The sequence below is a fragment of the Amycolatopsis sp. NPDC004368 genome, from assembly GCF_053602515.1.
Window position 1 is genome coordinate 63,213 of record NZ_JBSGDT010000027.1, and the last position, 24,950, is coordinate 88,162.

A 24,950-nucleotide genomic window follows, 5' to 3' on the forward strand; every position below is an offset into this window, starting at 1 on the left:
TTGTTCCCTTTGCCAGAGCAGGGTTTTGTCATCGTCGGCGCGGGCCTCGCCGGAGCCAAGGCCGCTGAAGCACTCCGCAGCCAGGGGTTCACCGGACGGGTGACGCTCGTCGGCGACGAACCCGAGCGGCCCTACGAGCGCCCGTCGCTGTCCAAGGACTTCCTCGCCGGCAAGGCCGAGCGTGAAAGCCTCTTCGTGCACGAGGAGGGCTGGTACGCCGAGCACGACGTCGACCTGCGCCTCGGCGTCGCGGCGACGGAGATCGACCGCGAGAACCACGTGGTCCGCCTCGACGGTGGCGAGGTCGTGGCCTACGACAAGCTGCTGCTGGCCACCGGTTCGACCCCGCGCCGCCTGCCGATTGCGGGCGCCGACGCCGAGGGCGTGCACTACCTGCGCCGCCTCGGCGACTCCACGAGGCTCAAGGAGACGCTCACCGCGGGCACGCGCTTGGCCGTGATCGGCGCCGGCTGGATCGGCCTCGAGGTCGCGGCCGCCGCGCGCGAGGCCGGAGCCGAGGTGACCGTGCTCGAGGTCGCCGAGCTGCCGCTGCTGGCCGTGCTGGGCCGCGAGGTCGCCACCGTGTTCGCCGACCTGCACCGCGCGCACGGCGTCGACCTGCGCTTCGGCGTCCGCGTCGAGGCCATCACCACCGACGGCGGCAAGGCCACCGGTGTCCGCCTCGCCGACGGCACGGTGGTCGCCGCCGACGCCGTGCTGGTCGCCGTGGGTGCTGCGCCCAATGTCGAGCTCGCGCAGGCCGCGGGCCTGACCGTGGACAACGGCGTGGTCGTCGACTCGTCGCTGCGCACCTCCGACCCGGACATCTTCGCGGCCGGCGACATCGCCGCCGCGCTGCACCCGACGCTCGGCGAGCACGTGCGCGTGGAGCACTGGGCCAACGCGCTCAACCAGCCCGCCGTGGCCGCCGCCGCGATGGCCGGCCAGGACGCCGCCTACGACGAGCTGCCGTACTTCTTCACCGACCAGTACGACCTGGGCATGGAGTACCACGGCCACGTCACCCCCGGCGGCTACGACCGCGTCGTCTTCCGCGGCGACGTCGAGGCCCGCGAGTTCATCGCCTTCTGGCTGCGCGACGGCCACGTGCTGGCCGGCATGAACGTCAACGTCTGGGACGTCGGCGACCAGCTCAAGGCCCTCATCCGCGCCGAAGGCCCGATCGACGCCGACCGGCTCGCGGACGTGAACGCCCCGCTCGAACCCTGAGCTACCGGTCCGCGGCGGCCCACGCCCGGTAGGTGTGGTCGAGGAACCGTTCCACGCCCCGCACGACGTGGGCGCTGCGGATCGAGGGGAAGATGTCGAACGCGTGCTGCGCGCCCGCGAGCTCGGCGTAGGCCACGGGTTGCTTGGACGCAGCCCGGAGCCGGTGCACGAACTCGCGGGCTTCCTCGACGGGCACGAGCGAGTCGTTGCGGCCGTGGATCACGAAAAACGGCGGCGCCTCGCCGGACACGCGGTCGAGCGGAGACGCGGCCAGGTAGTCGTCGAGGTGCGCCACCGGGTCGCGGTCGGGCGCGAAGATCCGCCGGGCCAGCAGGCTTTCGAGCCGGTACTGGCTCATCGCCGCGCCACTGGTCGCCGCGATGTCGTACACGCCGTAGTGCGGCACGCAGGCCTGCACACTCGTGTCGGCCTCGGGGAAGTCCGGCTGCAGCGCCGGGTCGTTCTGGCTCAGGGCCAGCAGCGCCGCGAGGTGCCCGCCCGCCGAACCGCCGGTGACGGCCACGAACCGCGGATCCCCGCCGTAGGACTCGATGTTCGAGCGGATCCACGCCAGCGCACGCTTCGCGCCTTCCACGTGCGCGGGCCAGCGGTGCGCGGGCGAGAGCGGGTAGTTGATGGCCACGCACACCCAGCCGCGCCGCGCGAGGTGGCGCATGAGGGGCTGGCCCTGCTCGTCCTTGGTGCCGATCGTCCACGCGCCGCCGTGGATCTGCAGCAGCACGGGCGCGCCGGTCACCGGCTTCGCGGGCCGGAACACGTCGAGCAGGAACCGCTTGCCACCCGGGGCGTACGGGATGTCCCGTTCGCGCACCACGTCCGGGTCGTGGTTGCCGCGGAACGGCAGCACGAGCTGGCCCCACGGCGTCGCCAGGTCGTCGGGGCTCGGCGGGTGCGCCAGCCGCGTCGAGTAGTCCGGGCCGAGGGCCTCGGTGAGCGCCGACTCGACCTCACCGCGGGCTTTCTGCGCCGTGGCCACGAGCGCACCCAGCCCGGCGGCCGACAGCGCGGCCAGCGCGACCCCGGCTTTCGAGCGCCGCAGCCCGTGGCGCGCGACGTGCTGGGCGGTGTCCAGCGCGGTGAGCGCGAGCAGGTGCGGGGCCAGCTCGTCGGTGAGCCAGGCGGAGAAGAACACCGGGATCGACGTGAGACGGTTACGTGGCGGGCGCAGGGCGACGGCGGTGAGGCCGAGCTGCGCGGCCCGCCGGGTGAGGAAGGCCGGTTTCACCTTCCCGATGTTACCGCCGCAAACCGCCCCGTCCGCCGTTCTGGCTACTGTGCTGATCGCTGCCAACCCGGCCACAGCCACGGCGGGAACGGTCGCCACGTGCGATAACGCGCGGTTTGCGAACCCGCCTGCTTTCGGCCGGATTGGTAGCCTGACTGCATGCAGCGACTGAGCGGCCTGGACGCGAGTTTCCTCTACCTGGAGACCCCCGCGCAGGTCCTGCACGTCTGCGGGCTGCTCACGCTCGACGGCTCCACCATCCCCGGCGGCTACTCGTTCGCCGAACTCCAGCGCCGGCTTTCCGAGCGGGTCGCGTTGATTCCGGAATTCCGCCGCAAACTGCACAATCCACTCTGGAACCTCAGCCACCCGGTGTGGGTCGAGGACGAGGACTTCGACCTCGACAACCACGTGCACCGCATCGGGGTGCCCGCGCCCGGCGACGACCGCGAGCTGGCCGAGCTGTGCGCCCACATCGCCGGGCAGCAGCTCGACCGCGCGCACCCGCTGTGGCAGTTCTACGTGATCGAGGGCCTCAAGGACGGCAGCATCGCCGTGCTCATCAAGATGCACCACGCGAGCATCGACGGCGTCGGCGGCGCCAGCCTGATCACCTACCTCGCGGGGCTCGAACCCGAAGCGCCGCTGCCCGAGATCCCGCGCGAGAAGCGGTACAACGGCGGCCTGCCCACGCGCGTCGAGATCCTGCGCGAAAGCGTCGAAGGCCTGGTGCACCGCCCGGCCGAGATGGCCCGGCTGCTGCCCGAGCTGCTGGAGCTCGTGCCGCGCTGGCTCGGCAAGACGTTGCGCGGCAAGGGGATGCCGGTCCCGTTCACCGCGCCCCGCACGTCGCTCAACGGCACGATCACCGGCCACCGCAGCACCGCCTTCGCACAAGTTGACCTCGAAGACGTGAAGCGCGTGAAGAACGCCTTCGGTGTCACGGTCAACGACGTGGTGCTGGCGCTCGTGTCCGGTGCGCTGCGGCAGTTCCTGCTCGGCCGCGGCGAGCTGCCGGAGGACCCGCTGGTGGCGACCGTGCCGGTGTCGGTGCACGAGCGCACCGAACGCGACCACGGCAGCAACAAGGTGTCGGCCTTCTTCGCCTCGTTGCCCACCCACCTGGGTGATCCGGCCGCGCGCGTGTTCTTCCTCGCCGAGGCCAACCGGCTGTCGAAGGACCACCACTACGACATCGACGCCGACATGCTCGCCGACTGGGCCCAGTTCTCCCCGGCCACGGTGTTCGGGCTCGGCGTGCGCGCCTACTCGTCGCTGCGGCTGGCCGAGCGTCACCCGGTGGTGCACAACCTGATCATCTCCAACGTGCCCGGCCCGCAGGTGCCGCTCTACCTGCTCGGTGCCCGCGTCACCGGCCTGTTCCCGCTCGGCCCGGTCTTCCACGGCGCCGGGCTCAACATCACGGTGTTCTCCTACGAGGGCAAGGTCGGTGTCGGCCTGCTCGGCGCGAAGGAGCTCGTGAAGGACCTGTGGCCGCTGGCCGAAGCCCTGCCCGAGGCGATGACGGAGCTGCTGAAGGCTTCACCGGCGTGATGGTCACTCCGGCATCCGCTCGGCCCCCGCGGCCCGAGAGCCGGGCGCCGGGAACGGGTCGGCGAAGTACTGCGTTTCGTGCGTGACGAAGCCATCGGCGAACTCCATGACGCTCACCGAGTGCGTGGGCGCGCCGTCGTAGGTGATCACGCACTCGCTGACCCAGAGCGCCCCGCCGCCGGTGATCCGGCTGATCGGCCAGCCTGACCGCCTCACGCCTTCCGGCGGCGTTTCGCGGGCTGCGCGGTGGTCTTCTTCTTGGCCAGATATGGAATGTCGGCGAACTTGAGCGTGGCCTGCAGGCTGTGCACCGCGCGGTCGAGGCGCAGCAGCGCGACCTGCGACAGCGTGAACAGTTCGTCGACGTGCCACGCGCGCCCCGCGGCGGCGAGCACGACGGTGTCCGGTGCCTCGGTGAGCACGCGGCCCTGGTCCAAAGTGGACACCTTCCCGGCCAGCTGGGCCAGTGCTTCCGGCTCGTCGTGCAGTGCTTCGGCCGACACCAGCGCTTGTGTGTAGAGGTGGCTCGCCGCCGTCGCGCGGCCGAGCCACTTCACGTGGATCAGCTCGTTGCCGGGGCCCAGCAGATCGCACAGCTCGAAGCGCGGGTGCAGGGGTGTGGTCGCGGTGTCGCGGTCGAGGCACAGGTAGCCGTCGAGCGTGGCGACCTGGCGGCAGTACCGGTTCTCGTCGTCGGGTTGGCCGCTGGGTTTCCACGTGAGGTCCGGCCACTCGTACTTGCGCGCCAGCAGCTGCGCGACCTGCTCGCGCATCTGTTCCACGTACGTTTCGCCGATGCGGTACCAGCGGCCCTGGTGGAACACGTACCGCGTGTGCCCGATGGTCGTCTCGAACACGAGCCACTTCGCGACCTGCACGGGTGACCCGGTTTCCTCCTCGCCGGCCTCGTCGGCGCAGGTGACCACGCGCCCGGCGCGCAGGGCTTTCACGCGCTTGTCCTCGGGCAGCCGAGCGAGCCGGCTCGTGAGGTGGTCGAGTTCGAGCCGCGACTCGACGTGCAGCGGCCCGCCGGAGCCCAGGCCGGTGATGCGGAACGAGCCGGCGTTCTCGGCGTCGTTCACCGAGGACGCGGGCCACGCGAGGCCCAGCGCCGCGTCGGTGTCCCCGCCGAGGGCTTCGGCCAGGCGCTGTTCCAGCGTCGGCACGAGCCGGTGGTGGCGCTCGAGCGGGCGGGTCTGCGCCACGAACCGCAGTGCCGACTCGCCGTCGGGCTCGTCGACCACCGCGCCCACGGCGTCGAGATCCGCCAGGAATGCCTGTGGTTCCTTGGCAAGCGGGAGGTAGAGCGAGTTGCCGACGCGGATCCGGTAGCGCTTGCCGGTCACGCGCCCGTAGGTGAGATCGGTCAGGTCCGCCGAACCCGCCAGCCGGTTCACGAGATCGCCGTAGGGCTCCAGCCGGAACGCGGAAAGCTCGCCCCCGCCCGGGATCGAGATCTGCGTGGCCCGCGCCGACACGTCGAGCGCGGCACTCGACACCAGCCCGAGGTCGAACGGGTCGAGGCGGCGGATCCCGAACAACAGCCCGAAACCCTGCTCCACGTACTCGTCGTTGAGCACCAGGTGCCCGGCGCCCCAGGACACCGCGTATGTCCAAGGTGGACGCGGCACGAGCAGCACGGCGAACGGCAACGTCGAGGAGAGGTCGAGTTCGTTGCCGGTCAACGCACTCGCGTGCGGCAGCCACTGCGGGATCTCGGTGTGGAACGCGCCGGCGACGAGCCTCGCGCGCGTGCCGGAGAGGTCCACCGCCGTGTCGGTGGTGACCTGCTCGGGTTTGAGCGACACCAGCAGATCGGACTCGGCGCCGGTGCTGTCGAGACGGAAGAGGGAGACGGGTCGGCTGGGTGCGGACGGGGCAGGCATGACCACCACCGAAGAGTGCTGACGCGTGCGAAGGTCCGATCAGAATGCGTGATTTCGTCGTCGCGGGGGTTAATCACGGAGAGCGAACGCGGTGCGGAATGGTGAAGTTCACCTTAAGCGGGGTTTCCTGATTGCCTCGATCGCGCAATGATACCGTGATGTGGCGCCGGGAGGGGAGCGTTTACGGCATCGCGAAACATCGGTTTCGGCGCAGCTCAGACGTCCAGCGGGTAATCCATTGGTGTCGAATGTACCTACCTGGAATGGCCATTCCGAGAATTCGCTCACATGACTCGAACGGACCTGTCGCGCGGGGTTCTCCTGGGCTGTCCGGGTCGGTTTCGCCGCATTTCCATGACGCTGTGTGACAGCGGCCGCCGGACCGCGTGCGGAACGATAGGCCGCCCGGGTTTCCGCCACGCCGGAGCGCGGTTCGCGCTGCGGCTTGTGTCCGTCTACCCTTGCCTAGTCGTTTTCCGGTCGGCCCGTCCTGGGGGCAGCATGATGACAGTCCCGTCGTTCGCACACGGCGACCGTCTCACCCGTCGGGACCTGGAGGCGATCACGGATGAACGCCATCGGTACGAACTGGTGGACGGGACGCTTCTGGTGAGCCCGTCCCCGCGTCCGCTGCACCAGAGGGTGGTCGCGCGTCTGCTCGCGGCGCTCACACCGGTGTGCCCCGAGGATTGCGAGGTGCTGCCGGCACCGGTCGACGTCGTGCTCGACGAGTTCACCGTGATGATCCCCGACGTGGTGATCGGCCGGCGCGAGACCTTCACCGAGCGCGCACTCGTGGGTGTGCCCGTGCTCGCCGTGGAGGTCGTGTCCCCGTCCAGCCGCTACATCGACCGCCACCTCAAGCCCGCCCGCCTCGCGGCGGCCGGCTGCCCGTTCTACTGGGTCATCGAGCCCCGTGAGCCCACCATCAGCTGCTTCCGCATCGAGGGCACCGAATACGTGCTCGACGCCGAGGCGACCGGCGAGGAGATCGTGCGCCTCGAGGTGCCCTACCGCATCGACCTCAGCCCCGCCGCCCTCGTTTCCAGCTACTGAGCCTTGAGCTCTCGAGTCTCACGCCGAGCCGGGCTCCTGCTCCCGGCTCGTCTCCCGGTCGGCGATCGCCGCGTGCACCGACGTGCACGCCGCCATCAGCGCCGGAACGAACTGGCCGGCCGCGAGCACGCACGCGGTGTGCCCGGCCGGGATCTCGTACGTCGCCGCGCCCGGGATGCGCCGCGCCAGCGATCGCTGGTGCGCGGGGGCGATGAAGCCGTCGCGGCTGGTCACGACCACCGACGTCGGCACGCGCAGCGTGTGCAGCCACGGCGACGAGTCGAACCGGCCGATCTCGTCGAGCGCGACGGCGATGGCCCAGGGGCTGGTGGACCGGAACTCCGCGAGGGCCCAGCGGTGGTCTTCCAGGCGGGCGAGCCGCTCGCGACGGGGTTCACCGGGCACGAGGCCGATCTTGGCCTGGTCGCGCATGAGCTGCAGCGTGCGCCCGAACAGGTCGAGCGCCACGCGCTGGCGCACGCCGCGGCGGAAGTGGCTGGCCGTGGAGCACAGCACGAGCCCGGTCACACGGTCGGGCTGCTGGTGGGCGACGAGCTGGCCGACCATGCCGCCCATCGAGTAGCCGGCGATCATGAACCGCTTGAGGTCGAGCGCGTCGGCCACCGCCACCACGTCGTCGGCGCAGTCCTGCAGCGAGAACTCGTGGGAGCGGATGCCCTGCCCGTGCCAGCGCTGGTCGAACACGACCACGCGGTAGTGCGCGGAGAGCCTCTGCAGCACCGGGTACCAGGTGAGCAGACCGGTGCACGCCACCGAGTGCAGCAGGATGATCGCGGGCGCCTGCCGCGGGCCGACGTCGACCACCACGGTCTGGCCGCGCCCGGGCAGGGACAGCGGCTCCGGGTCCGGCACCCCGGCGGTGGACGGGATCGTGGCCAGCCGCCGGGTGGCCTGCCAGCCGACGTCGCTCAGCGCGCCCAGGAGAACTTGTTCCGCACCCACGTGGACTCGGCGCCCCTTCTGTCTCGACGGCGTGTTCACCTTCTGGAGTACCCGGTTGCCGAAGCTCTCGGGGTTGCCGATCCCGCTCCTTCCGGGTCGGGTTGGAACGTGTTCCACTTGAGGTCGCCCTCCGGAGGAAGGGGACCGGTGTGGACTTCACCCCAGACGATACGCAGGCCGAGATCGCCGCGCTGACCGCGCGGGTGTTCGGCATCGTCCGATGTGGACGTCGCGGTGCTGTACGTGCCGAGGCAACCAACGGAGCTGGGCTTCGGGGGCCGGCTCGGCGACGCGTACCTCCAGGGCGTCTCGACCAGTGGGCGGCCTGACTTCGGTCACTGACAGCGACGCATACCCTGGCCCCGTACGGTACGGATTTCCCCGCCGTAACTCTTGTGGGGCAACGACTTTCACCTCTTTGCTGGCTGGCGCCGACCCTTCGGGGGATGCCACGGTGGAACCCGGATCAACGACGCAGCGTGAAAGCAGGCACGAGTGATGTCGGACTCGCCATGACCACTCCGGTGCTGCTGGCGTGGCTGCTCACCGCGGTCTTCGCCGTGCTCGCCCTGCCCTGCGTCCTGCGGCTCGTGCGCCTCGACTACGCCCGCCTCGGCTCCGGCGTCCGCCACGGCGACCTGGCCGAACTGCTGCTCGTGGTCGCGATGGTGGCCATGATCTCGCCCGTCGGCGGCCCCATCCCCGCCGCCGGCTGGCAAGCCGTGTTCGCGCTCACCGCGGCCTGGTTCGGCTTCGCCTGGTGGCGCGGCCGCGGCGGCGGAGTGCCGGGCTGTGGCCACCACGCCCTCTCCGCCGCGGCCATGCTGTACATGGTCACCGCCATGCCCCACGACGGCATGACCCACGGCCCGTGGCTCACGATGTCCTCAATGGACACCCGGCTCGCGCTGCCCGTGCTCGCGGTGCTGGGCGCGGTGTACTTCGTGGCCGACGCCGCGCGTTCGGGCGTGGTCGCGTTGCGCTTGCGCGAGGGGGCGACCCCCGGCTCGACCTCGCGGACGGTGTGCCGGGCGGTGATGGGTGCGGGTATGGGGTACCTGCTGCTCGCCGCGGTGTGACGGACTGTCGCCGGTTGGGCTGCGGACAGCCCCTCAGCCGAGCCGGCGAACCTCACCGTCACCAGGCGGTGTCCCCAGGTCCGGCAGCTCGCTCGCCGGGTGCTCGTCCACCCACTTGCGCGCCGCGGCGACGTCGCGGTCCAGGGCCTCGATCAGTTCCTCGCCGGAGTTGTACTTCTGCTGCTCCCGCAGGTGCGCGCCGAGCCAGACGGTGAGCGTCTCGCCGTACAGGTCGCCCTTGAAGTCGAGCAGGTGCGCCTCGAGGAGGCGATAGCCGTCGGCGCCGTAGTACGTGGGGCGGCGCCCGACGGAGACGGCGGCGGCCACGTGCGTGCCGTCGGCGCGTTCGGCCCAGCCGGCCCACACGCCGTCGCCGACCTGGCCGCTCTGGTTGCGCAACGCGATGTTCGCGGTGGGGAAGCCCAGCTCGCGGCCACGCTTGTCGCCCGGCTCCACCGGACCGCGGACCACGAAGAAGGTGCCGTCGTCTTCACCCAGCGCGTGCTCGTCCGCCATCCGCCGTCCCGTCCCTGTTCCGGTGTCCTTCCCGACAACCGTAATACTGGCGTTCGGCTCAGCGTGGCACGAGCACTGTGTCGGACAGCACAGGCGCTCCGTCACGCTGCGCAGCCGTGGTGATCACGAGCAGGAGCGCTCGCTCCGGGCGAAGATCCTCGCCCGCGCGGTCCACAGTGGACTCTCGGCTCGACGGCGGCACCCGCCAAGCTGACGCTCATCGAACGGTTCTGAATGGGCCGGTCACCACACCACCCAGCCGCAGGGACGGTGTGGTGACCGGCGGAAGGGGGCGGCCGCCGCGCACAGCCACCCCCGGCTCTCACCGCGCGTAGTCCTGCGCGGTGTGGTTCTCGGCAGTGTCGAACTCGGCAGCGTCGAATTCATCCGCGAACTGCGCGTAGAACTCCTGCGTGTCGAACCGCTCGTCGACGTCCTCGGGCCACGTGTCCACGTGCTCGGGCTCGATCGCGGCCGGCGGGTACGACGGCGCAGGCAGCCGCCGCTCGAGCTCGGCCGTCCAGTCCAGCATCGCGCGCGGCCGGTCCCAGGCCGTGATCCCGACGAGCTGCCCGCCGCGGATGAACCCGGTGATGCCGTCGGCGAGTGACACTGTGTCCTCACCGAGCGAGGGCAGCCCCGCCATCTGCAGCCGCACGTCGTAGAGCGTCGACCACGCCCGCGGCAGCGGTGCGAACGGCGTGGCCGCCGACCGGCCCGCGATCAGGTTCTCCGCCGCTGCCCGCGCCGATTCCACGGCGTTGATCCAGTGCTCGACGCGCCGTGGCACCTCGTCGAACCGCAGGTTGGGCCAGCGCGCGAGGTCGCCCGCCACCACCACGTCCTCGGCGCCCTCGGCGAACAGCGCCGGGTCGCACAACACGCCGTCGGAGACGTCGAGGCCCGAGCCCCGCAGGTAGTCGACGGCGGGCACGCTGCCGATGGCGAGCACCACGCAGCTCGCCACGAGCAGCTTGTTGTTCGTCAGGTGCAGGCCCACGGTGTCGTCGGTGCTGATCCAGTGCCGCACCTCCGAACCCATCGCGAGCTTCGTGCGGTGTTCGTGGTGCAGCTTCACCACGGCGTCGGAGATCCGGGTGCCGAAGCGGTGCAACGGCGCTTTCGCGTGGCCGACGAGCGTGACGTCGCGGCCGAGGTGGCGCATGCTCGCGGCGAACTCGTTGCCGATCAGCCCGCCGCCGATCACCACCGCCGGTTTGTTGCTGGCGTGCAGGCACCGCCGCACGGCCAGCGCGTCGTCGATCGTCCGCAGCACCCGCACGCGCGGGTCGTGGCGCGGGGAGCCCGGCAGGTGCCGCGGCACGACGCCGGTGGCCAGCACGAGCCCGTCGTACCAGAGCGATTCGCCGCCGGGCAGGTGCACGACGCGTTCGACGGTGTCCAGGTGCGTCGCGCGCGTGCCGAGCCGCCAGTGGACGTCGAGGTCGCGGTAGGCCCGCAGCGTGGTGTCGGGTGGGCGGGCCGCGCCCATCACGAGCTGCTTCGAGATCATCGGCCGGTGGTACGGGCGGCGCGGCTCGTCGCCGACCACCACGATCTCACCGTCGAAGTCCAGCTCGCGCAGCCGTTCCGCCGCGCGCAGGCCCGCGACGCCGGCGCCGACGATCACGATGCGGTCGCCGTCAGCCATCGAGTTCCCCTCTCAATACGACCGCCTGCATCGGGCACACGCGGGCGGCGGCGATCGCCTGGGTCATGTCTTCGGGTTCGAGCAGCCGCTTGCGAAAGCGCAGGCGCCCGTCGCGGCCGAGGTCGAAGAGGCCGGGAGCCTCCATCGCACAGATTCCGTAGAGCTCGCACCGGTCGTTGTCGACACTCACGCGCGGCCCGCTGCCGGGGAGCTTCACGCCACGTGCTCCTCGACGAGCCCGATCCGCTCGAGGGTGCGCGGCGGCAGGAACCGCAGGAGCGCCAACGTGACCGGGGGGACGAGCAGGGTGATGCCGACGAGCCACATCGCGGCGAGGTGACCGTTGGCGATCGCGCCGAGGAACGCGTGCAGCGCGGTCAGCGCGACGGCCGGGTAGGCCAGCCGGTGCAACCACAGCCAGCGCCGGTACGACGTCCAGCGCTGCACGCACGTGGTGAGCGCGATGGCCAGCATCAGCTCCAGCCCGACGATGCCGAACGTGTGCCGCGCGAGCGTGCCCGGCATGAACGGGATCGAGAGGTACGCGAGTGAGAACGGATCCACCGTGAGGTAGAGGAACCCCAGCGCGTGCAGGCAGCCGAACGCGAGCGCCAGCGTCGAGAGCATCAAGTGGCCGCTGCGCAGGGCCCTGCGGCCGGTGACCGAGCGCACCCAGCCGGTGGCGGTGAGCACGCCCCAGCACAGGGCGAGGCACATGAACGCGTACGACAGGCGGGCCGAGAGGGCCGCGATGCCGCGGGCGGCCGGGTCGGTCGATTGCTGCGCGAGGGTGGTCACCGCCTCGTGGACGGTGTCAACCATGGGTTTCTCCTGAGTTCGGACGGAGCCGGCGACCGCGCACGCGGCCCGACTTCGCGTAGCGGACGCCGAGCAGCGTCGCCCCGCCGACGAGCACGAAGAGCAGTGCGGCGGTGAGCAAGTCGGTGCTCTGGAGGTCTAGAGCGTTGCCGGCAGGTGTGGCGGAATCGGCGACCTGGGAAGACGGCAGCGCGTTGAAGTCGACCTGACCGGTGCTCTCCAGCAACGTCATGTGCCGCAGCACGGCCTGGTTCGCGACGGTCGCGTACGCGCGGATCTCGGGGTTGCGGGTGCCGGCGCGGACCTGGGCGATCACGGAGAACACCTGACCGTGGGCCGCGCGCAGCAGGTTGGCGAAGAGGCGGTCGAAGTCCTGCGGGGTCGGGGCCTTCTGCAGTTGGTCGAGCCAGCCCATCTGCTGGGCCGACGGCTCGGCCGGCAGCACGACGCCGAGCTTCGCGGCGAGCTGGCGGGTGAGCACGTCGAGCCGGCCGTGGTCGACCATGATCGCCGCGCCGACCTCGCGCACCTTCGGGTCCGCACCGCGGGTTTCGGCCCACGTACCGGCCGGCATCTCCCACAGCCCGGCTTGGCGCACCTTCACGAGCAGCAGCTCGTCACCGGCGTCGACGCCGGTCTGGGCCGACGCGGGGGCCGGCACCACCACGAGCGCGACGAACAGGACGAGCACGAGACGCAGGGCCTTGCGGAGGCGATCAGATCCGGAACGCATCGGCCCGCCAGGTGTCGGTGGTGGCCTCGATCTTGGCGCCCTCGGGCGTCAGCGGGAACCACGCGCGGCCGACGCCCTGCCCGGACGTCTGCCCCGGCATCTCGTCGCCGGTGTAGCGGTAGAGCGGCCAGCCGGCGAGGGTGACCTGATCCGTGCCGTCGGGGCGCGTGACGCTCCCCACGAGAGCACGGTCGATGCCGGTGAGTTGAACGTCACCACTGGCGCGCACGGGCAGCCACTTCTCGGCGCATTCGTCGGTGCAGCGCGAACGCGAGGGCTTGGCGCTGTCGCGGTCGTAGCGGTAGACGGCGAAACCGCTTCCGTCCACGACAACGTCTCCGAGGTCGAACGCCCGCGCGGCTCGCAGGGCGGCTTTCGCCGGGTCGGTCTGGTCGGCCGGCATCGGCGCGGGCATGCTCATCGGGCCCGCGGGGCTCGGGTAATAACCATTGGTAGCGGTTTCGGACTGACATGCGGTCAACAATGTGAATGCGGCCAGGCACACGGCGGGCGGCGCCACCGTGGCGATCAAGCGGTTCACGGCTTCCTCCAGGGGGCGGAACTGCGCGCCATCGTGGGGAAACGACAGGAAAAGGGCGCAGGGGATCCACTGTGGACAGTAAGCCCATGGTGAATGCGGCGCGTCGCGGGGGAACGACGCTTTGTCGGGGTCTTCGAGAGGGGATACGGACACGGGTTCGACACGGTTCAAAAAACTTCGGTGACCAGTGCCCTCGAATTTGGTACTGGACGAAATGACGTGGTTGCCACAAAGATGTCCCGCGTGGGACGGCACAATCGAACGCTGAGCCCGACGGACGATCATGAAACCGAAACCCCCGGGGTTCATGACGACCTGGCCAAAGCGTTGTACCAAGAGTTCGGCGGAGCCTTGATGGGCTTCGCGCTGCGCCTGACCGGGCACGACCGGCAGTGGGCGGAAGACGTGGTGCAGGAGACCTTGATCAAGGCGTGGCGCAACGCCGACAAGCTCGACCGGAGGCCGGCGATGCTGCGCGCGTGGCTGTTCACGGTGGCCCGGCGCATCGTCATCGACGGCTGGCGCAGCCGCAGCGTCCGTCCTCAGGAGCTCGAGGAAATCGAGTCCGACGCCGTGTTCGTGCCCGACGAGTCGGACAAGACGGTGGCGGCCATGATCCTGTACGAGGCGCTGCAAGGGCTTTCGCCGGAACACCGCGAAGCCGTGCAGCAGACGTACCTGGCCGACCGGACCGTGAACGAGGTCGCGGCCACCCTGGGGGTGCCGCCCGGTACCGTGAAATCGAGAATCCACCACGCCGTCCGCGCCCTGCGGAAGGCGCTGCGCGAGCGGGGGTGAGATGACGGTGGCCGGGTCCCCGCACACCGACCTCGCCGCGTACGTGCTCGGCGTGCTCAGTGAGGCCGACAACACGCGGTTCGAGGAACACCTGCTCGACTGTCCGCACTGCCAGCTCGACCTCGTCGAGCTCCACCAGCTGCCCGACGTGCTCGACCTCGTGAAGAAGAACTGGCCGGAGCCGCCGGTACCGATTTCGCCGGGACGCACGCTCGCGCCCGGCCCGCGCGTGCTGCGCGCGCTGATGGCCGAGGCGACGGTGAAGCGCAAGCGGCGCCGCCGTGCCGGGCTCGTCGCCGCGATGGCCGCCGCGGCGCTCGTGGTGGCGGGTCCGCTCGTCACGCTCGCCGTGCGCCCGGCCGATGCCGCCGGTCCCTCCGTGAGCCTGGCCGCACCGACGTCGGTGCCGCCGACACCGTCGTTGTCCGCGCCCGGTGGCGGCACATCGTCGGGGCGGGGTGCTTCAGCCTTGACCGCGCGCGTGACCGTGACACCGCGCGAGTGGGGCAGTGCCGTGGACCTCGACCTGAGCGGGGTGGCGGGGCCGATGAACTGCCAGCTGCTGGCCATCTCGGCCGCCGGCGACATCCGCACGGTCATGGGCTGGTCCGTGCCCGCGAAGGGTTACGGGATCCCGGGTTCGCCGGACCCGCTGCACGTGACCGGCGGCACGTCGTTGCCCGCCGAGGACATCACGCGGTTCGAGGTGCGCGCCGACGACGGCACCCTGCTCGTGGTCGTCGACCGCTGACGCTTCCCGCCGGGGGAAATGCGCTGTCCTTTGTGGATTACCAGGTCGGATTGCCGATCACGCGCGGATAACGCGGCGATTTCTTTTTGAACCAACTGGGCTGCCTGGCCGTATTCCCCAGTGCCGGCGCCGGATTCCCCGCATCCGAGCGCCTCGACTTCCGGAGAGTTCATACCCGGGCAGCGGCCGTCTTCGGCGCGCCCGGCGCAGCGAACGAGGTGAACTGAGCACCATGACCAGGAACCATCCCCGTCACCGGCCGCCGAAACGCGCCGCGATCGTCACCGGCGCGCTCGGCCTCGCCATCGCGGTCGGCGCGCTGGCCGTGAACGCGACGTCCGGCGAACCCGGCCAGGCCGGTGCCGATCCGGCCGACAAGTCGTTTTTCCTGGACATCACCAAGGTCCCCAAGGGCGCCAACGTGAGCCGCTCACAGAGCCGCGGTGCGCGCGGCACCTTCACCGTCGACTGTGGACGCAACGAGAACGGCCACTTCAACCCCGACAACTTCATCGCGCAGCCGGGTGTGCGCAACGGCGCCCAGCACCTGCACGACTACGTCGGCAACCTCTCCACCAACGCCGACTCGACGAACCGCAGCCTGGCCCGGGCCGGCACGACGTGCAAGAACGGCGACAAGTCCACCTATTACTGGCCGGTCGTCCGCATCGACACCGACGACGACGAGGAAGCCGCCGCCCCGGCGGAGAGCGAGGACGCGGCCGCCGACCGCGCCGACGCGGCCAAGGACGCGGCCCAGCCGCAGGTCGAATGCCCCGACGTGGCGAGCGAGCTGCCCGACGTGTCGGACGAGGCGATGGACGCCGTGAACTCCGAGCTCGACTCGATGGACGAGCAGGTCGATTCCGCCGACCGGCAGGTGGAGTCCGGAAAGGACTCGGCCGCGGTGCTGAAGTCGTTGAAGGACAAGCGCTCTGCCTCGCTGAAGAAGATCTCCGACGCAACGGGCGCGCAGGCGCCCGCCGATCTCGCGGACTGCGCCGTGCAGGACGCCGACAGCGAGGGCCTCGACAACGGCGGCGCCAACAGCGACCCGGCCGCGGGTGAGGGCGCGGCGGAGCAGAAGCAGAAGCAGTCCGACGGCGAGGCCGCGGAGCTTCCCGGCGTGAACGACGAGAACGAGGTCGCCGGCAACGACGGCGAGATCCAGCGCGTGGTCTCCGCGACGCTCTCCTTCGGCAGCGGCGGCGCCCGCCGGGTCGTGGCGATGCCGCGGTTCCTGCGGGTTCTCTACGGTGACGCCAAGGAAGGCGCCAACGGCCCCGCGAACGCCCGCGCGAGCTGGACGTGCTCCGGCTTCGAGGACCGCTTGACGGATCACTATCCGATCTGCCCGGCGGGCAGCAACGTCGAGCGCATCCACGCCTTCCCCAACTGCTGGGACGGCGAGAACATCGACAGTGCCAACCACCGCACCCACATCGTCTTCTCCGACGGAGGAGGCAACTGCAAGCGCGGCTTCAAGGCCGTGCCGCAGCTGAAGATCACCCTGGTCTACAACATCCCGCACGACGTGCAGGTCAAGGGCCAGTACAAAGTGGACGCGTTCCCCGAGGAGAAGCACAACCCCCGCTCCGACCACGACGACTTCGCCAACGTGATGACGCAGTCTCAGATGAACCGCGTGGTCTCGTGCATCAACACAGGCAAACGCTGCAAGGAGTGACCCGGGAGCCGGCGGCCCGGTGTGGTGCCTCGCTCGGGCACCGCGGGGAACCGGGCCGCCCCCGCCCCGCCCGCGAGGGTTCGGGCAGGAGAGTTGAGGAGTTTCGATGAGGATTTCCCCGCCTGTGGAGGCGTTGTCGGTTCGACGTGGTCGGCGCCGAGTGGGTTCGCGGGTCCTGCGGTTCCGCGGCCCGGCCCGGCGGCGCGGGGTGGTGCTTCGCTCCGTCTCGGCGCGGGCACCGCTGGCGCCCAAGGAAGACCCAACGACTCGGGAGCAGTCATGAATTTCCCTTACCACGCCGAGGATCGCGACCCGGACGGCCGCGAGGACCAAGCCGGCGCCTCGCGCGACACGGCCACCGACCTGCGCTGGCGCGAGGGCGGCGGACGGGCGGCCGGTTACGGGCGCTTCTCCGGTGTGCTGCCGGTTTCCCCTTGGCCTACCTCGGAAACCGGCTGATTCCCCGATAAAGCTCCGGCCCGGCGAGGTTCCCTCTCCTTCACCCACCCCCCACTCGCCGGGCCGGGATCACTGGCCGGTTCGGCGGCGCGCTTCCCTCCCACATCCCCCCGCGCGCCGCCGGGCCGGTCAGACGGGTGCCGCGGTCCTCAGGCGTGGGTCACGGGCGACCAGAAGTCGAGGGGGAGGTGGCCGGTGGCGCGGCCGTCGGCGTCGAGGAGGTGGCCCATGAGCTTCACACCGCGCAGGGTCACGGCGCGGTCGACGATCTGCAGCCACGGCAGTTTCGCGGCCAGCGAGCTCTCCACCGCGGGCAAGTCGTGCTGGGAAGCCAGCCACACCACCAGCATCAGGTTCGCCGAGCCGCTGATGGCGGCGCACATGCGGACCTCGGGCAGCATGGCGAGCGAGCGCGCGGTCGTCTCGAGTTTGTCGGGTGGGACGTGCAGCCAGAGCATCGCCGTCACGGGCGCGGGGGACAGCGGGCGCGCGATTTCACAGCGCAGACGCACCGCGCCGCGGGCCAGCAAGGCCTCCAACCGGCGCCGGACGGTGCTCGCCCCGACCCCCAGCTCGACCGCGAGCGACGCGGCCGAAGCACGGGCGTCCTCGCCCAGGGCCAGGATCAGCGCCCGGTCCAGCGCGCCGAACCGCAGTGGTCCGGACGTCCGGGCCGAAGGCGACACCAGCGCCTCCCGTTCCCCCGGCGAGATGGCCCGGACCCGCCACCGGCTGCCCTCCGTGAACAGCCGTGGCGACACCACCGTGCGAGTCGCCGTGATGCCCGCGACGGCCGACAGGCGGTGCAGCACGTAGTCGGAGATCGCGCGCAGCGACGGCGCCACCAGGTGCAGGTGCAGGTCGCAGTGGCCGGCGAGGTACTCCACCGTCGCGACGTGCGGGTCGGCCGCGAGCTGCCGCGCGATCGCCAGGGCGGAGCCGGGCGCGCAGTCGATCTCCACGAACGCGAGCGCCAGCTGCGCCACCAGCTCGCCGCCCGGGTACGCGGTGAGCCAGGCCTGCCCGCGCGACACCAGCGTCTCCCAGCGCCGTGCGGCCGTGACCGCGCCGATGCCCAGCGCCTGCCCCAGCACCGCCCACGACGCGCGCGGCCGGGTCTGTAGGGCGTCGAGGAGTTTGAGGTCGCTCTCGCTCAACATGGCCGATCCTTCGTCCCTGCGGCGTCGATTTGGCGGATTCCTGCGATCCGGCCGGCAGGAGCGTTCGACACTCGCATCATCTTCGGGCCAGCATATGTCGATGTTCCAGCGAGGGAGACCCATGTCGTTGCGCTCCGACGCCGAAGCCCTGCGCCCCGACCTCGTCGCGCTCCGCCGCTCTTTGCACCGCACCCCCGAGATCGGCCTCGACCTGCCGCGCACCCAGGAGAAGGTGCTCCACGCCCTCGACGGCCTCGGCCTGGAGATCACACTCGGGCGCGACCTGTCCTCCGTCACCGCCGTGCTGCGGGGCGGCGGTGGACCCGGCGGCACTGTGCTGCTGCGCGGCGACATGGACGCCCTGCCCGTGACGGAAGCGACCGGCGAAGAGTTCTCCTCCGAGATCGACGGCGCCATGCACGCCTGCGGCCACGACCTGCACACGGCCGGGCTCGTCGGTGCGGCGCAGCTGCTCGTCTGCCGCCGCGATCAGCTGGCCGGCGACGTCGTGTTCATGTTCCAGCCCGGCGAGGAAGGCTGCGACGGCGCGAGCTACATGATCGACGAAGGCGTGCTCACCGCGTCCGGCCGCCAGGTCGACGCCGCCTACGGACTGCACGTTTCCTCGTCGCGCCACGCGCGCGGGCTGTTCACCTGCCGTCCCGGGCCGCTCATGGCGGCGTCGGACGCGGTGAAGGTGCGCGTGGTCGGCGCCGGCGGCCACGGGTCCACGCCGGAGATGGCGAGCGACCCGATCCCGGCCGCGTGCGAGATGGTCGGGACCCTGCAGACGCGGATGACCCGCGGCTTCGGCGCGTTCGAGCCGGTGGTGCTCACCGTCGGCAGCTTCCACGCCGGCACGCGCCGCAACGTGATCCCGGACGACGCCGTGTTCGAGGCCACCGTGCGCTCGTTCGACGCGGAGGTGCGCGAGCGCATCCGGACGCAAGTCGTGCGCGTGTGCGAGGGCATCGCCGCCGCCCACGGCCTCGACGTCGAGATCACCTACGAGGCCGAGTACCCCGTGCTCGTGAACCACGAGTCGGGCCACGAGTTCGTCGCCGACACCGTGCGCGACGTCTTCGGCGAGGAACGGTTCGAGCTGCTGCCCGAGCCCATGACCGGCTCCGAGGACTTCTCACGAGTGCTCGCGAAGGTGCCGGGGGCGTTCGTGTTCCTGGGGGCGTCGCGCTCGGACGACCCGCTCACCGCGGCCGGCAACCACTCGCCGCGCGCCGCGTTCGACGATCGAGTGCTCGCCGACGGCGCGACCCTGCTCGCCGAGCTGGCGTGCCGACAGCTCGCCGTGCTGGCAGCGTGATCACATGCGCAGCTACCACCTGCCGCCGATCATCCCGGTGATCGCGCTGGTCCTCATGCCGTTCCTGCCGTTCGTCAACTCCACCGGGCTGTGGCTCGGCCTGCCGAAGATGCTGGTGTGGGGCGCTTTCTGGTGTCTCATGTTCACCCCCGCCCTGATGCTGAGCGAGCGCCTGATGACGCGCGCGGGGGCGGGTGACGACTGATGATCCTGGCCTTCACGATCGTCGGCATCGTGCTCATCGGCGTGCTCGGGTTCGTCGGCCGCCGCAAACCCGCCGCCGATCTGAGCGAGTGGACGGTGGGCGGCCGCAAGTTCGGCGCGCTCACGATGTGGTTCCTGCAGGCGGGGGAGGTGTTCACCACCTTCACCTTCCTCGGCATGGCGGGGCTCGCGTTCTCCGGCGGCGTCGCGGCGATGTACGCGCTGCCGTACGTGCCGATCGCTTACGTGGTCCTGTTCTTCCTGGCCAAACGCCTGTGGCGGATGGGCAAGGAACGCGGGTACCTCACGCAGGGCGATTTCCTGGAGGACCGCTTCTCCAGCAAGTTCCTCGGCACGCTCTCCGCGGTGCTCGGCGTGATCTTCGTGCTGCCGTACCTGCAGCTGCAGATCACCGGGCTGGGCCTGATCGTGCGGCTGGTCACGGGCGATGCGGCGTCGGGCAACCTGAGCATGGTCCTGGGCAGCGTGCTGATCGTCGCGTTCGTGCTGTGGGCCGGGTTGCGGGGTGTGGCGGCGACCTCGTACTTCAAGGACGCGATCATGCTCGTGGTCCTCGTCGTGCTGATCATCGCGGTGCCCGCGCACTTCGCGGGCGGCGTGTCCGGGGTGTTCCACAAGATCGAGCAGCTGCACCCGGAGAAGCTGTTCATCCACGCCGGCGGCAACGACCACACCTGGTTCATCACGAGCATGCTCGTGAGCGCGATCGGCGTGGGCCTGATGACGTTGCCGCACTCGTGGCCCGCGCTGATGGCCGCGCGCGACCCGAAGGTGCTGCGGCGCAACTACACGTGGATGCCGATCTACGAGCTGTGCCTGCTGCTGCCGATGATCATCGGGTTCGCCGCGATCCTGGTGGTGGACAAGACCAGCGACCCCAACGGCGTGCTGCTGACCCTGTCGAAGGACGCGTTGCCGGGCTGGGTGACCGGGCTCGTGGTGGTCGCCGCGACGGCCACGGCGATGGTGCCGGCGGCCGGCATCCTCATCGGGATCTCGTCGCTGGTCGCTCGCAACATCGCGCGGGTGCGCGGGGAGCGCAAGCAGTTCTGGATCAACCACGGCACGGTCGTGCTGGCGAGCGCGCTGGCGCTGGTGCTCGGCATCTTCCGGCCGGATCTGCTCGCGAACCTGTTGCTGCTCACCTATTCCGGCTCGGTGCAGCTCGCGCCGGCCAACCTGCTCGGGTTCCTGAAGAGGGTGCCGGTGGGCAAGGGCCCGGTGCTGGCCGGGTTGATCGCCGGCGAGCTCGTGGTCGTCTGGCTGACGTTCTTCGCCGCGTTGTTCGCCGGCACCGTGAACGTCGGCCTCATCGGGCTCGCGGCCAACGTCGTGGTGCTCGCCGTGGCAGCCGTGATCGAGCGGGCCGTGACGCGGCCCGGTGTCCCCGTGAAGACAGGAGAACCGGTATGACCCGCACGGTGTTCAGCGGCGGCACGGTGTTCGACGGCACCGGCAGCGCACCCGCACCGGCCGACGTGGTGGTGGAGGACGGCCGGATCGTCGACGTCGGCACCGGCCTCGACGGCGACCGTTCGATCGACTGCACCGGCGCGACGCTGCTGCCCGGCCTCTTCGACTGTCACGTGCACGTGACGGTGTCGGACCTCGGGTTGCTGCCGCGCGTGCAGAAGCCGTTCTCCTATCAGTTCTACGAGGCCGCGCGGAACCTGTGGACCACGCTCAAGCTCGGCATCACGACCGTGCGCGACGCGGCCGGCGCCGACCTCGGCATCAAGCAGGCCGTGGCCGACGGGCTGATTCCCGGCCCCCGCCTGGAGATCGCCATCGGCCTGATCAGCCCCACCGGCGGCCACGGCGACGGCTGGATGCCTTCGGGTCACTGCCTTCCGCTGTCGCTGCCCCACCCCGGCCGTCCCGACGCCACCGCCGACGGCCCCGACGAGATGCGCCGCGTCGCCCGCACCCTGCTGCGCGCCGGCGCGGACGTGCTGAAGGTCTGCACCACCGGCGGAGTCCTTTCGCCGCGCGACGACCCGCGGCACTCGCAATTCACCCTCGAAGAGCTCGACGTGCTGGTCACCGAGGCCCAGATGCAGGGCCGCGCCGTGATGGCCCACGCGCAGGGCGCCGAGGGCATCAAGAACGCCGTGCGCGCCGGCATCCGCTCGATCGAACACGGCATCTACCTCGACGACGAGGCCATCGAGCTCATGCTCGCCCGCGGCACCTGGCTCGTGCCGACCCTGGTGGCCCCGGTGAACGTGATCCGCGCGGCCGCCGCGGGAGCCTCCCTGCCCGACGCGGTCGTCCAGAAGGCCAAGGAGGTTGCCGAAGTCCACGCCGACTCGGTGCGCCGCGCGGTCGCCGCGGGGGTGCGCATCGCCATGGGCACCGACAGCGGCGTGGGTCCGCACGGCACGAACCTGGAGGAGCTGGAGCTGATGCGCTCCTGCGGGATGACTCCGGCCGACGTGCTCGTCGCCACGACGTCGTCGGCCGCCCGGTTGCTCGGGATGGACGGGGAGCTGGGCCGGTTGACACCGGGGCACCGCGCGGATCTCGTGGTGGTGGCGGGGGACGCGTACGACTTCGCCGGGCTGGCGGGCAACGTGCGGGAGGTGTGGCAGGACGGGGTGCGGGCGGTGTGACTCTGTCGGGTCAGAAGGCGCCGAGGCCTACTGGCACCCCCAGTCCCGTCGGCCCGTCCCAGCCAGGGCCGGCGGAGCAGACCACGGGTTTGAACTGCGCGCAGTCCGCGGCGCCGTGCTGGGCGTTGCTGCCGGACGAGACGTCGGCGATGCTCCCCTGGGGTGCTCGGTAAAGCGTGCTCGGACCGTCTACATCGGACAGATTGCCACCGCGGGCGTAGAGTCCCGCGATGAACGGGGACGCCGCACTCGTGCCGCCGACGACGAGCCAGCCGGACTTGCCGTTGTTCGGCGCGTAGGAACGGTAGACGGCGACGCCGGTGAGGGGATCGGCCACGGCGGAGACGTCGGAGCCCGCGCGGTGGCCCGAGCAGTTGGCGGCGATGGCGGTGGGCTGGCCCTGCGCGGGGCCGAGGTCGAGGGCGCAGCCGCTGCCGGCGCCGACCCAGCGTTGTTGTTCGCCGTGGGGGGTGAAGAGGCTGCCCCAGGCTTTCTGCACGAACGAGCCGTCGGTGCCGCTCAGCGAGGTGCCGCCGACGGAGGTGACCCAGGGCAGTTCCTGCGGCCACAACTGCGGCCCGCCGAGGTACCCCTTGTCACCGGATGCGGCGACGACCGCCATGCCCGGGTGGTGCAGCGCGGTCGCGGGCGAGCCGGTGCCGAGGTAGTCGCCCTGCAGGCCGGTGGGCACGCCGTAGCTCATGCTCACGGCGCTGGAGTGCCGGCTCGCCGCGAGGTTCACGGCGGTGCCGAAGTCGTCGGCGAGCTCGCCGGGCAGTTGCAGCAGCACCGCGTTGAGGAGCCGCCCCACGTCCATCGGGATCTGGACCATGTCGATGCGACACATCGGGCACGCGGCGGAGGCGAGGTCGACGTCGAGTGCCGTCTCGGTGGCGTAGGCCTCTTCGATCTCGCCCAGTTCGCCGACGGGCTTGAGCGGCGGGCCGCCGTGGTAGTCGGAGATCGTGAGGCAGCCGTTGGCCGTGGTGCAGGCGGGCAGCCCGAACTGGCCGCGGTAGGTCGCGAGGTCGGCCTCGAGCGTGGGGTACGCGCCGACGCCGATGATCGTGATCAGCCCGCGTTCGCCGGTCTTCGCGTCGGGCAGGTGGTAGGCGCGCGCGAGGTCGGCGGGGGAGAACCCGGCGGGGGCCGGGGTGGTGAGGGGGTCTTCGGTGGTCTTGTCTTGCGTGACGACCTGGGCGAGGCAGCCTAGGTCGACCTGGTGTCCTTCGAGGACACCGGTGCACGAGTTCGTGACGCTGTGGTCCAGCCCGAGCGTGCCCGCGCGCACGGCCTGCGCGACCTGGGCAGTTTTGGCGTCTTTCGGTATGGCGTTCGCAGGCGAGCTGATCGGCACCGCGGCCGCAACGGCGACAACGACGGCCAACGTGAGCACCCGACGCGGCTCCATGCCCCAGCTCCCCTCGGCGGCGACCTTCTCAGAGGTACACCGCTGGAGGGCGTCCGGCAGGGGCGAACGCGTGCTCACACCCGCACGAGTGAACCATCAGTACTTCGTGGGGGCCTTGCCTTGGATGTGGTGATGACTGCGCCTCGCTTCGTCCGTCCCGTGCTTGCCTTCGCGCGGAGGCTGCCCGGGTTTCCACAGGCAAGCCGAGTTTGACAACTCAGCCCCTGGCGCCGCAGCGGCCGGGTTTGGGGGCGGGTTCCCTTTTTCTGAAAGACCGCCCCCTGACTCAGCGAGCGTGACAGTCCCACCAATCCAGCACCCTCATCGCGTGGAAAGTGAGCCACTTCGACGGCTCCCCGGCCGGCGAGTCGACCTCGAACCAGACCTCGCCGGGAAGGCTGCGCGACTGCTGCCACGTGCCGTCGGGGCGGCGGGCGGCGCGGATGGCCTCGATGGCCTCCGCCATCCGCGGGTCGGGGGCGGTGCCGTCGACGAGGGCGGCGGTGCGGAAGTAGTCGGCGGCGTTGAGGACGTCGTAGAACCAGCGGAACGGGTAGCTGAACAGCAGCGTCCACGGCGCGATCGGCTCGCCGTCCGACAGGCGGCGGAAGAGCTTGCGGGACAACAGGTATTCCTGGCCGGCGAGGCGCGCGGACCGAAAAACCCCGGCGTCACCGCCCGCGACCTCGTAGTCCAGCAGGGCCTTCAGGGCGTTGAGGGTCGAGTGGACGGACGAGCGCCGTGCACCCTCCACCCACAGGCAGTTCCAGCCGCCGTCGGGCAGGCGGTGCTCGACGAACCACTCGGCGATGCCGTGGACGTCCGCGCCGAGCCAGAGACCGTTGGAGAGCGTCCACGAGTTGATGCAGACGTCGACCTCGCCGCCCCAGTACGGCAGGTTCTCGTACTCCCACCGGCTGTTGCGGGCGAGCAGTTCGGCGGTCCCGGCGAGCACGGCCGGGTCGAGGCCCCAGTCGCGCAGGGCGTTGAGGGACCACGTGGTCGCGGTCCACGGCTGGCCGTCTTCCGGCGAGCCCCGGAAATCGGCGGGGAAGTATGCGCCGCCGGCCCACTGGCCGTCCGGGTCCTGCAGCGCGAGCAGCCGCGCGCCGAAGCCCTCGGTGGCGACGCGGGCGCGCGTGGCCTGCCAGACGGCGGGTGGTTCGCCCGCGAGGTCGCGTTCGACCTGCCAGCGCAGGGCCGGGTCGGAGTCGAGCAGCCACGGGAGCACGTCAGCCATGCGCCGACTCTA

25 protein-coding genes are annotated in these 24,950 nt (G+C 70.9%); 12 read left to right on the forward strand and 13 right to left on the reverse strand.

Annotation, left to right across the window (positions count from 1 at the left end; translation table 11 throughout):
• Window positions 1-9: 9 nt before the first annotated feature.
• Window positions 10-1,230: an NAD(P)/FAD-dependent oxidoreductase gene (locus ACWEOE_RS30430; protein WP_452015144.1), complete on the forward strand. Its 1,221-nt coding sequence runs from the start codon at window positions 10-12 to the stop codon at window positions 1,228-1,230.
• Between the two features lies 1 nt (window position 1,231).
• On the opposite strand, the gene ACWEOE_RS30435 is transcribed toward ACWEOE_RS30430, so the two are convergent.
• Window positions 1,232-2,476, reverse strand: a complete 1,245-nt coding sequence (locus ACWEOE_RS30435; protein ID WP_452015146.1) for an alpha/beta hydrolase — start codon at window positions 2,474-2,476, stop codon at window positions 1,232-1,234.
• 159 nt (window positions 2,477-2,635) lie between these two features.
• Between ACWEOE_RS30435 and ACWEOE_RS30440 the strand changes: the two genes are divergently transcribed.
• The gene (locus ACWEOE_RS30440) at window positions 2,636-4,030 is read left to right on the forward strand and encodes a WS/DGAT/MGAT family O-acyltransferase (protein WP_452015148.1); all 1,395 of its coding nucleotides are present in this window, start codon (window positions 2,636-2,638) and stop codon (window positions 4,028-4,030) included.
• 3 nt (window positions 4,031-4,033) lie between these two features.
• On the opposite strand, the gene ACWEOE_RS30445 is transcribed toward ACWEOE_RS30440, so the two are convergent.
• Both ACWEOE_RS30445 and ACWEOE_RS30450 read right to left on the reverse strand, forming a co-directional pair.
• Window positions 4,034-4,246: a hypothetical protein gene (locus ACWEOE_RS30445; RefSeq protein WP_452015150.1), complete on the reverse strand. Its 213-nt coding sequence runs from the start codon at window positions 4,244-4,246 to the stop codon at window positions 4,034-4,036.
• A complete protein-coding gene (locus ACWEOE_RS30450) occupies window positions 4,243-5,916 on the reverse strand; it encodes a TIGR04141 family sporadically distributed protein (protein WP_452015152.1) in 1,674 nt (557 codons plus the stop codon). The genes ACWEOE_RS30445 and ACWEOE_RS30450 overlap by 4 nt, the downstream gene beginning before the upstream one ends.
• A gap of 501 nt (window positions 5,917-6,417) precedes the next feature.
• On the opposite strand from ACWEOE_RS30450, the gene ACWEOE_RS30455 reads away from it, so the two are divergent.
• Entirely contained in the window at window positions 6,418-6,972 is a 555-nt protein-coding gene (locus ACWEOE_RS30455; RefSeq protein WP_452015154.1) for a Uma2 family endonuclease, read from the forward strand.
• Between the two features lie 18 nt (window positions 6,973-6,990).
• Here ACWEOE_RS30455 and ACWEOE_RS30460 read toward each other — a convergent pair whose 3' ends face one another.
• Window positions 6,991-7,935, reverse strand: a complete 945-nt coding sequence (locus ACWEOE_RS30460) for an alpha/beta fold hydrolase (RefSeq protein ID WP_452015156.1) — start codon at window positions 7,933-7,935, stop codon at window positions 6,991-6,993.
• Between the two features lie 512 nt (window positions 7,936-8,447).
• Here ACWEOE_RS30460 and ACWEOE_RS30465 point away from each other — a divergent pair.
• Entirely contained in the window at window positions 8,448-9,014 is a 567-nt protein-coding gene (locus ACWEOE_RS30465; protein WP_452015158.1) for a DUF5134 domain-containing protein, read from the forward strand.
• 33 nt (window positions 9,015-9,047) lie between these two features.
• Here the strand turns inward: ACWEOE_RS30465 and ACWEOE_RS30470 are convergent, their stop codons facing one another.
• From ACWEOE_RS30470 to ACWEOE_RS30495, 6 genes are all read right to left on the reverse strand, one after another.
• Window positions 9,048-9,530 carry a riboflavin kinase gene (locus ACWEOE_RS30470; protein ID WP_452015160.1) on the reverse strand — a complete coding sequence of 161 codons (483 nt, stop codon included), beginning with the start codon at window positions 9,528-9,530 and terminating at the stop codon, window positions 9,048-9,050.
• Between the two features lie 322 nt (window positions 9,531-9,852).
• Window positions 9,853-11,181: an NAD(P)/FAD-dependent oxidoreductase gene (locus tag ACWEOE_RS30475; RefSeq protein ID WP_452015162.1), complete on the reverse strand. Its 1,329-nt coding sequence runs from the start codon at window positions 11,179-11,181 to the stop codon at window positions 9,853-9,855.
• Window positions 11,174-11,398: a ferredoxin gene (locus ACWEOE_RS30480; protein ID WP_220238256.1), complete on the reverse strand. Its 225-nt coding sequence runs from the start codon at window positions 11,396-11,398 to the stop codon at window positions 11,174-11,176. Before ACWEOE_RS30480 ends, ACWEOE_RS30475 begins: the two co-directional genes overlap by 8 nt.
• Entirely contained in the window at window positions 11,395-12,003 is a 609-nt protein-coding gene (locus ACWEOE_RS30485) for a ferric reductase-like transmembrane domain-containing protein (protein WP_452015165.1), read from the reverse strand. Before ACWEOE_RS30485 ends, ACWEOE_RS30480 begins: the two co-directional genes overlap by 4 nt.
• Window positions 11,996-12,733 (reverse strand): DUF4142 domain-containing protein, encoded by a 738-nt coding sequence (locus ACWEOE_RS30490; protein ID WP_452015167.1) that lies wholly within the window; start codon window positions 12,731-12,733, stop codon window positions 11,996-11,998. Before ACWEOE_RS30490 ends, ACWEOE_RS30485 begins: the two co-directional genes overlap by 8 nt.
• Window positions 12,717-13,154 (reverse strand): hypothetical protein, encoded by a 438-nt coding sequence (locus ACWEOE_RS30495; RefSeq protein ID WP_452015169.1) that lies wholly within the window; start codon window positions 13,152-13,154, stop codon window positions 12,717-12,719. The genes ACWEOE_RS30490 and ACWEOE_RS30495 overlap by 17 nt, the downstream gene beginning before the upstream one ends.
• Window positions 13,155-13,517: 363 nt before the next feature.
• Here ACWEOE_RS30495 and ACWEOE_RS30500 point away from each other — a divergent pair, with 363 nt between their 5' ends.
• The 4 genes from ACWEOE_RS30500 (at window position 13,518) to ACWEOE_RS30515 (ending at window position 16,969) form a co-directional block, all read left to right on the forward strand.
• A complete protein-coding gene (locus tag ACWEOE_RS30500) occupies window positions 13,518-14,072 on the forward strand; it encodes a sigma-70 family RNA polymerase sigma factor (RefSeq protein ID WP_452015243.1) in 555 nt (184 codons plus the stop codon).
• 1 nt (window position 14,073) lies between these two features.
• Window positions 14,074-14,823, forward strand: coding sequence for a zf-HC2 domain-containing protein (locus tag ACWEOE_RS30505; RefSeq protein WP_452015171.1), 750 nt, complete (start codon window positions 14,074-14,076; stop codon window positions 14,821-14,823).
• Window positions 14,824-15,055: 232 nt separating this feature from the next.
• Entirely contained in the window at window positions 15,056-16,510 is a 1,455-nt protein-coding gene (locus ACWEOE_RS30510; protein WP_452015173.1) for a DUF1996 domain-containing protein, read from the forward strand.
• Between the two features lie 279 nt (window positions 16,511-16,789).
• On the forward strand, window positions 16,790-16,969 hold the full coding sequence (locus ACWEOE_RS30515; protein ID WP_452015175.1) for a hypothetical protein: 180 nt from the start codon (window positions 16,790-16,792) through the stop codon (window positions 16,967-16,969).
• A 149-nt stretch (window positions 16,970-17,118) separates the two neighbouring features.
• Here the strand turns inward: ACWEOE_RS30515 and ACWEOE_RS30520 are convergent, their stop codons facing one another.
• Window positions 17,119-18,129, reverse strand: a complete 1,011-nt coding sequence (locus ACWEOE_RS30520; RefSeq protein WP_452015177.1) for an Lrp/AsnC family transcriptional regulator — start codon at window positions 18,127-18,129, stop codon at window positions 17,119-17,121.
• Window positions 18,130-18,250: 121 nt separating this feature from the next.
• Here ACWEOE_RS30520 and ACWEOE_RS30525 point away from each other — a divergent pair, with 121 nt between their 5' ends.
• The 4 genes from ACWEOE_RS30525 to ACWEOE_RS30540 are packed head-to-tail and all read left to right on the forward strand — an operon-like array spanning window position 18,251 to window position 22,287.
• Complete coding sequence (locus ACWEOE_RS30525) at window positions 18,251-19,450, forward strand: M20 metallopeptidase family protein (protein ID WP_452015179.1); 1,200 nt, start codon at window positions 18,251-18,253, stop codon at window positions 19,448-19,450.
• Window positions 19,451-19,454: 4 nt separating this feature from the next.
• Window positions 19,455-19,655 carry a hypothetical protein gene (locus ACWEOE_RS30530; protein WP_452015181.1) on the forward strand — a complete coding sequence of 67 codons (201 nt, stop codon included), beginning with the start codon at window positions 19,455-19,457 and terminating at the stop codon, window positions 19,653-19,655.
• A complete protein-coding gene (locus ACWEOE_RS30535) occupies window positions 19,655-21,088 on the forward strand; it encodes a sodium:solute symporter family protein (RefSeq protein WP_452015183.1) in 1,434 nt (477 codons plus the stop codon). Before ACWEOE_RS30530 ends, ACWEOE_RS30535 begins: the two co-directional genes overlap by 1 nt.
• Window positions 21,085-22,287, forward strand: a complete 1,203-nt coding sequence (locus ACWEOE_RS30540) for an amidohydrolase family protein (protein ID WP_452015185.1) — start codon at window positions 21,085-21,087, stop codon at window positions 22,285-22,287. The genes ACWEOE_RS30535 and ACWEOE_RS30540 overlap by 4 nt, the downstream gene beginning before the upstream one ends.
• A gap of 10 nt (window positions 22,288-22,297) precedes the next feature.
• Here ACWEOE_RS30540 and ACWEOE_RS30545 read toward each other — a convergent pair whose 3' ends face one another.
• Together ACWEOE_RS30545 and ACWEOE_RS30550 are read right to left on the reverse strand one after the other, a co-directional pair.
• Complete coding sequence (locus ACWEOE_RS30545) at window positions 22,298-23,698, reverse strand: S53 family peptidase (RefSeq protein ID WP_452015187.1); 1,401 nt, start codon at window positions 23,696-23,698, stop codon at window positions 22,298-22,300.
• Between the two features lie 286 nt (window positions 23,699-23,984).
• Entirely contained in the window at window positions 23,985-24,938 is a 954-nt protein-coding gene (locus ACWEOE_RS30550; RefSeq protein ID WP_452015189.1) for a squalene cyclase, read from the reverse strand.
• Window positions 24,939-24,950 lie beyond the last annotated feature (12 nt).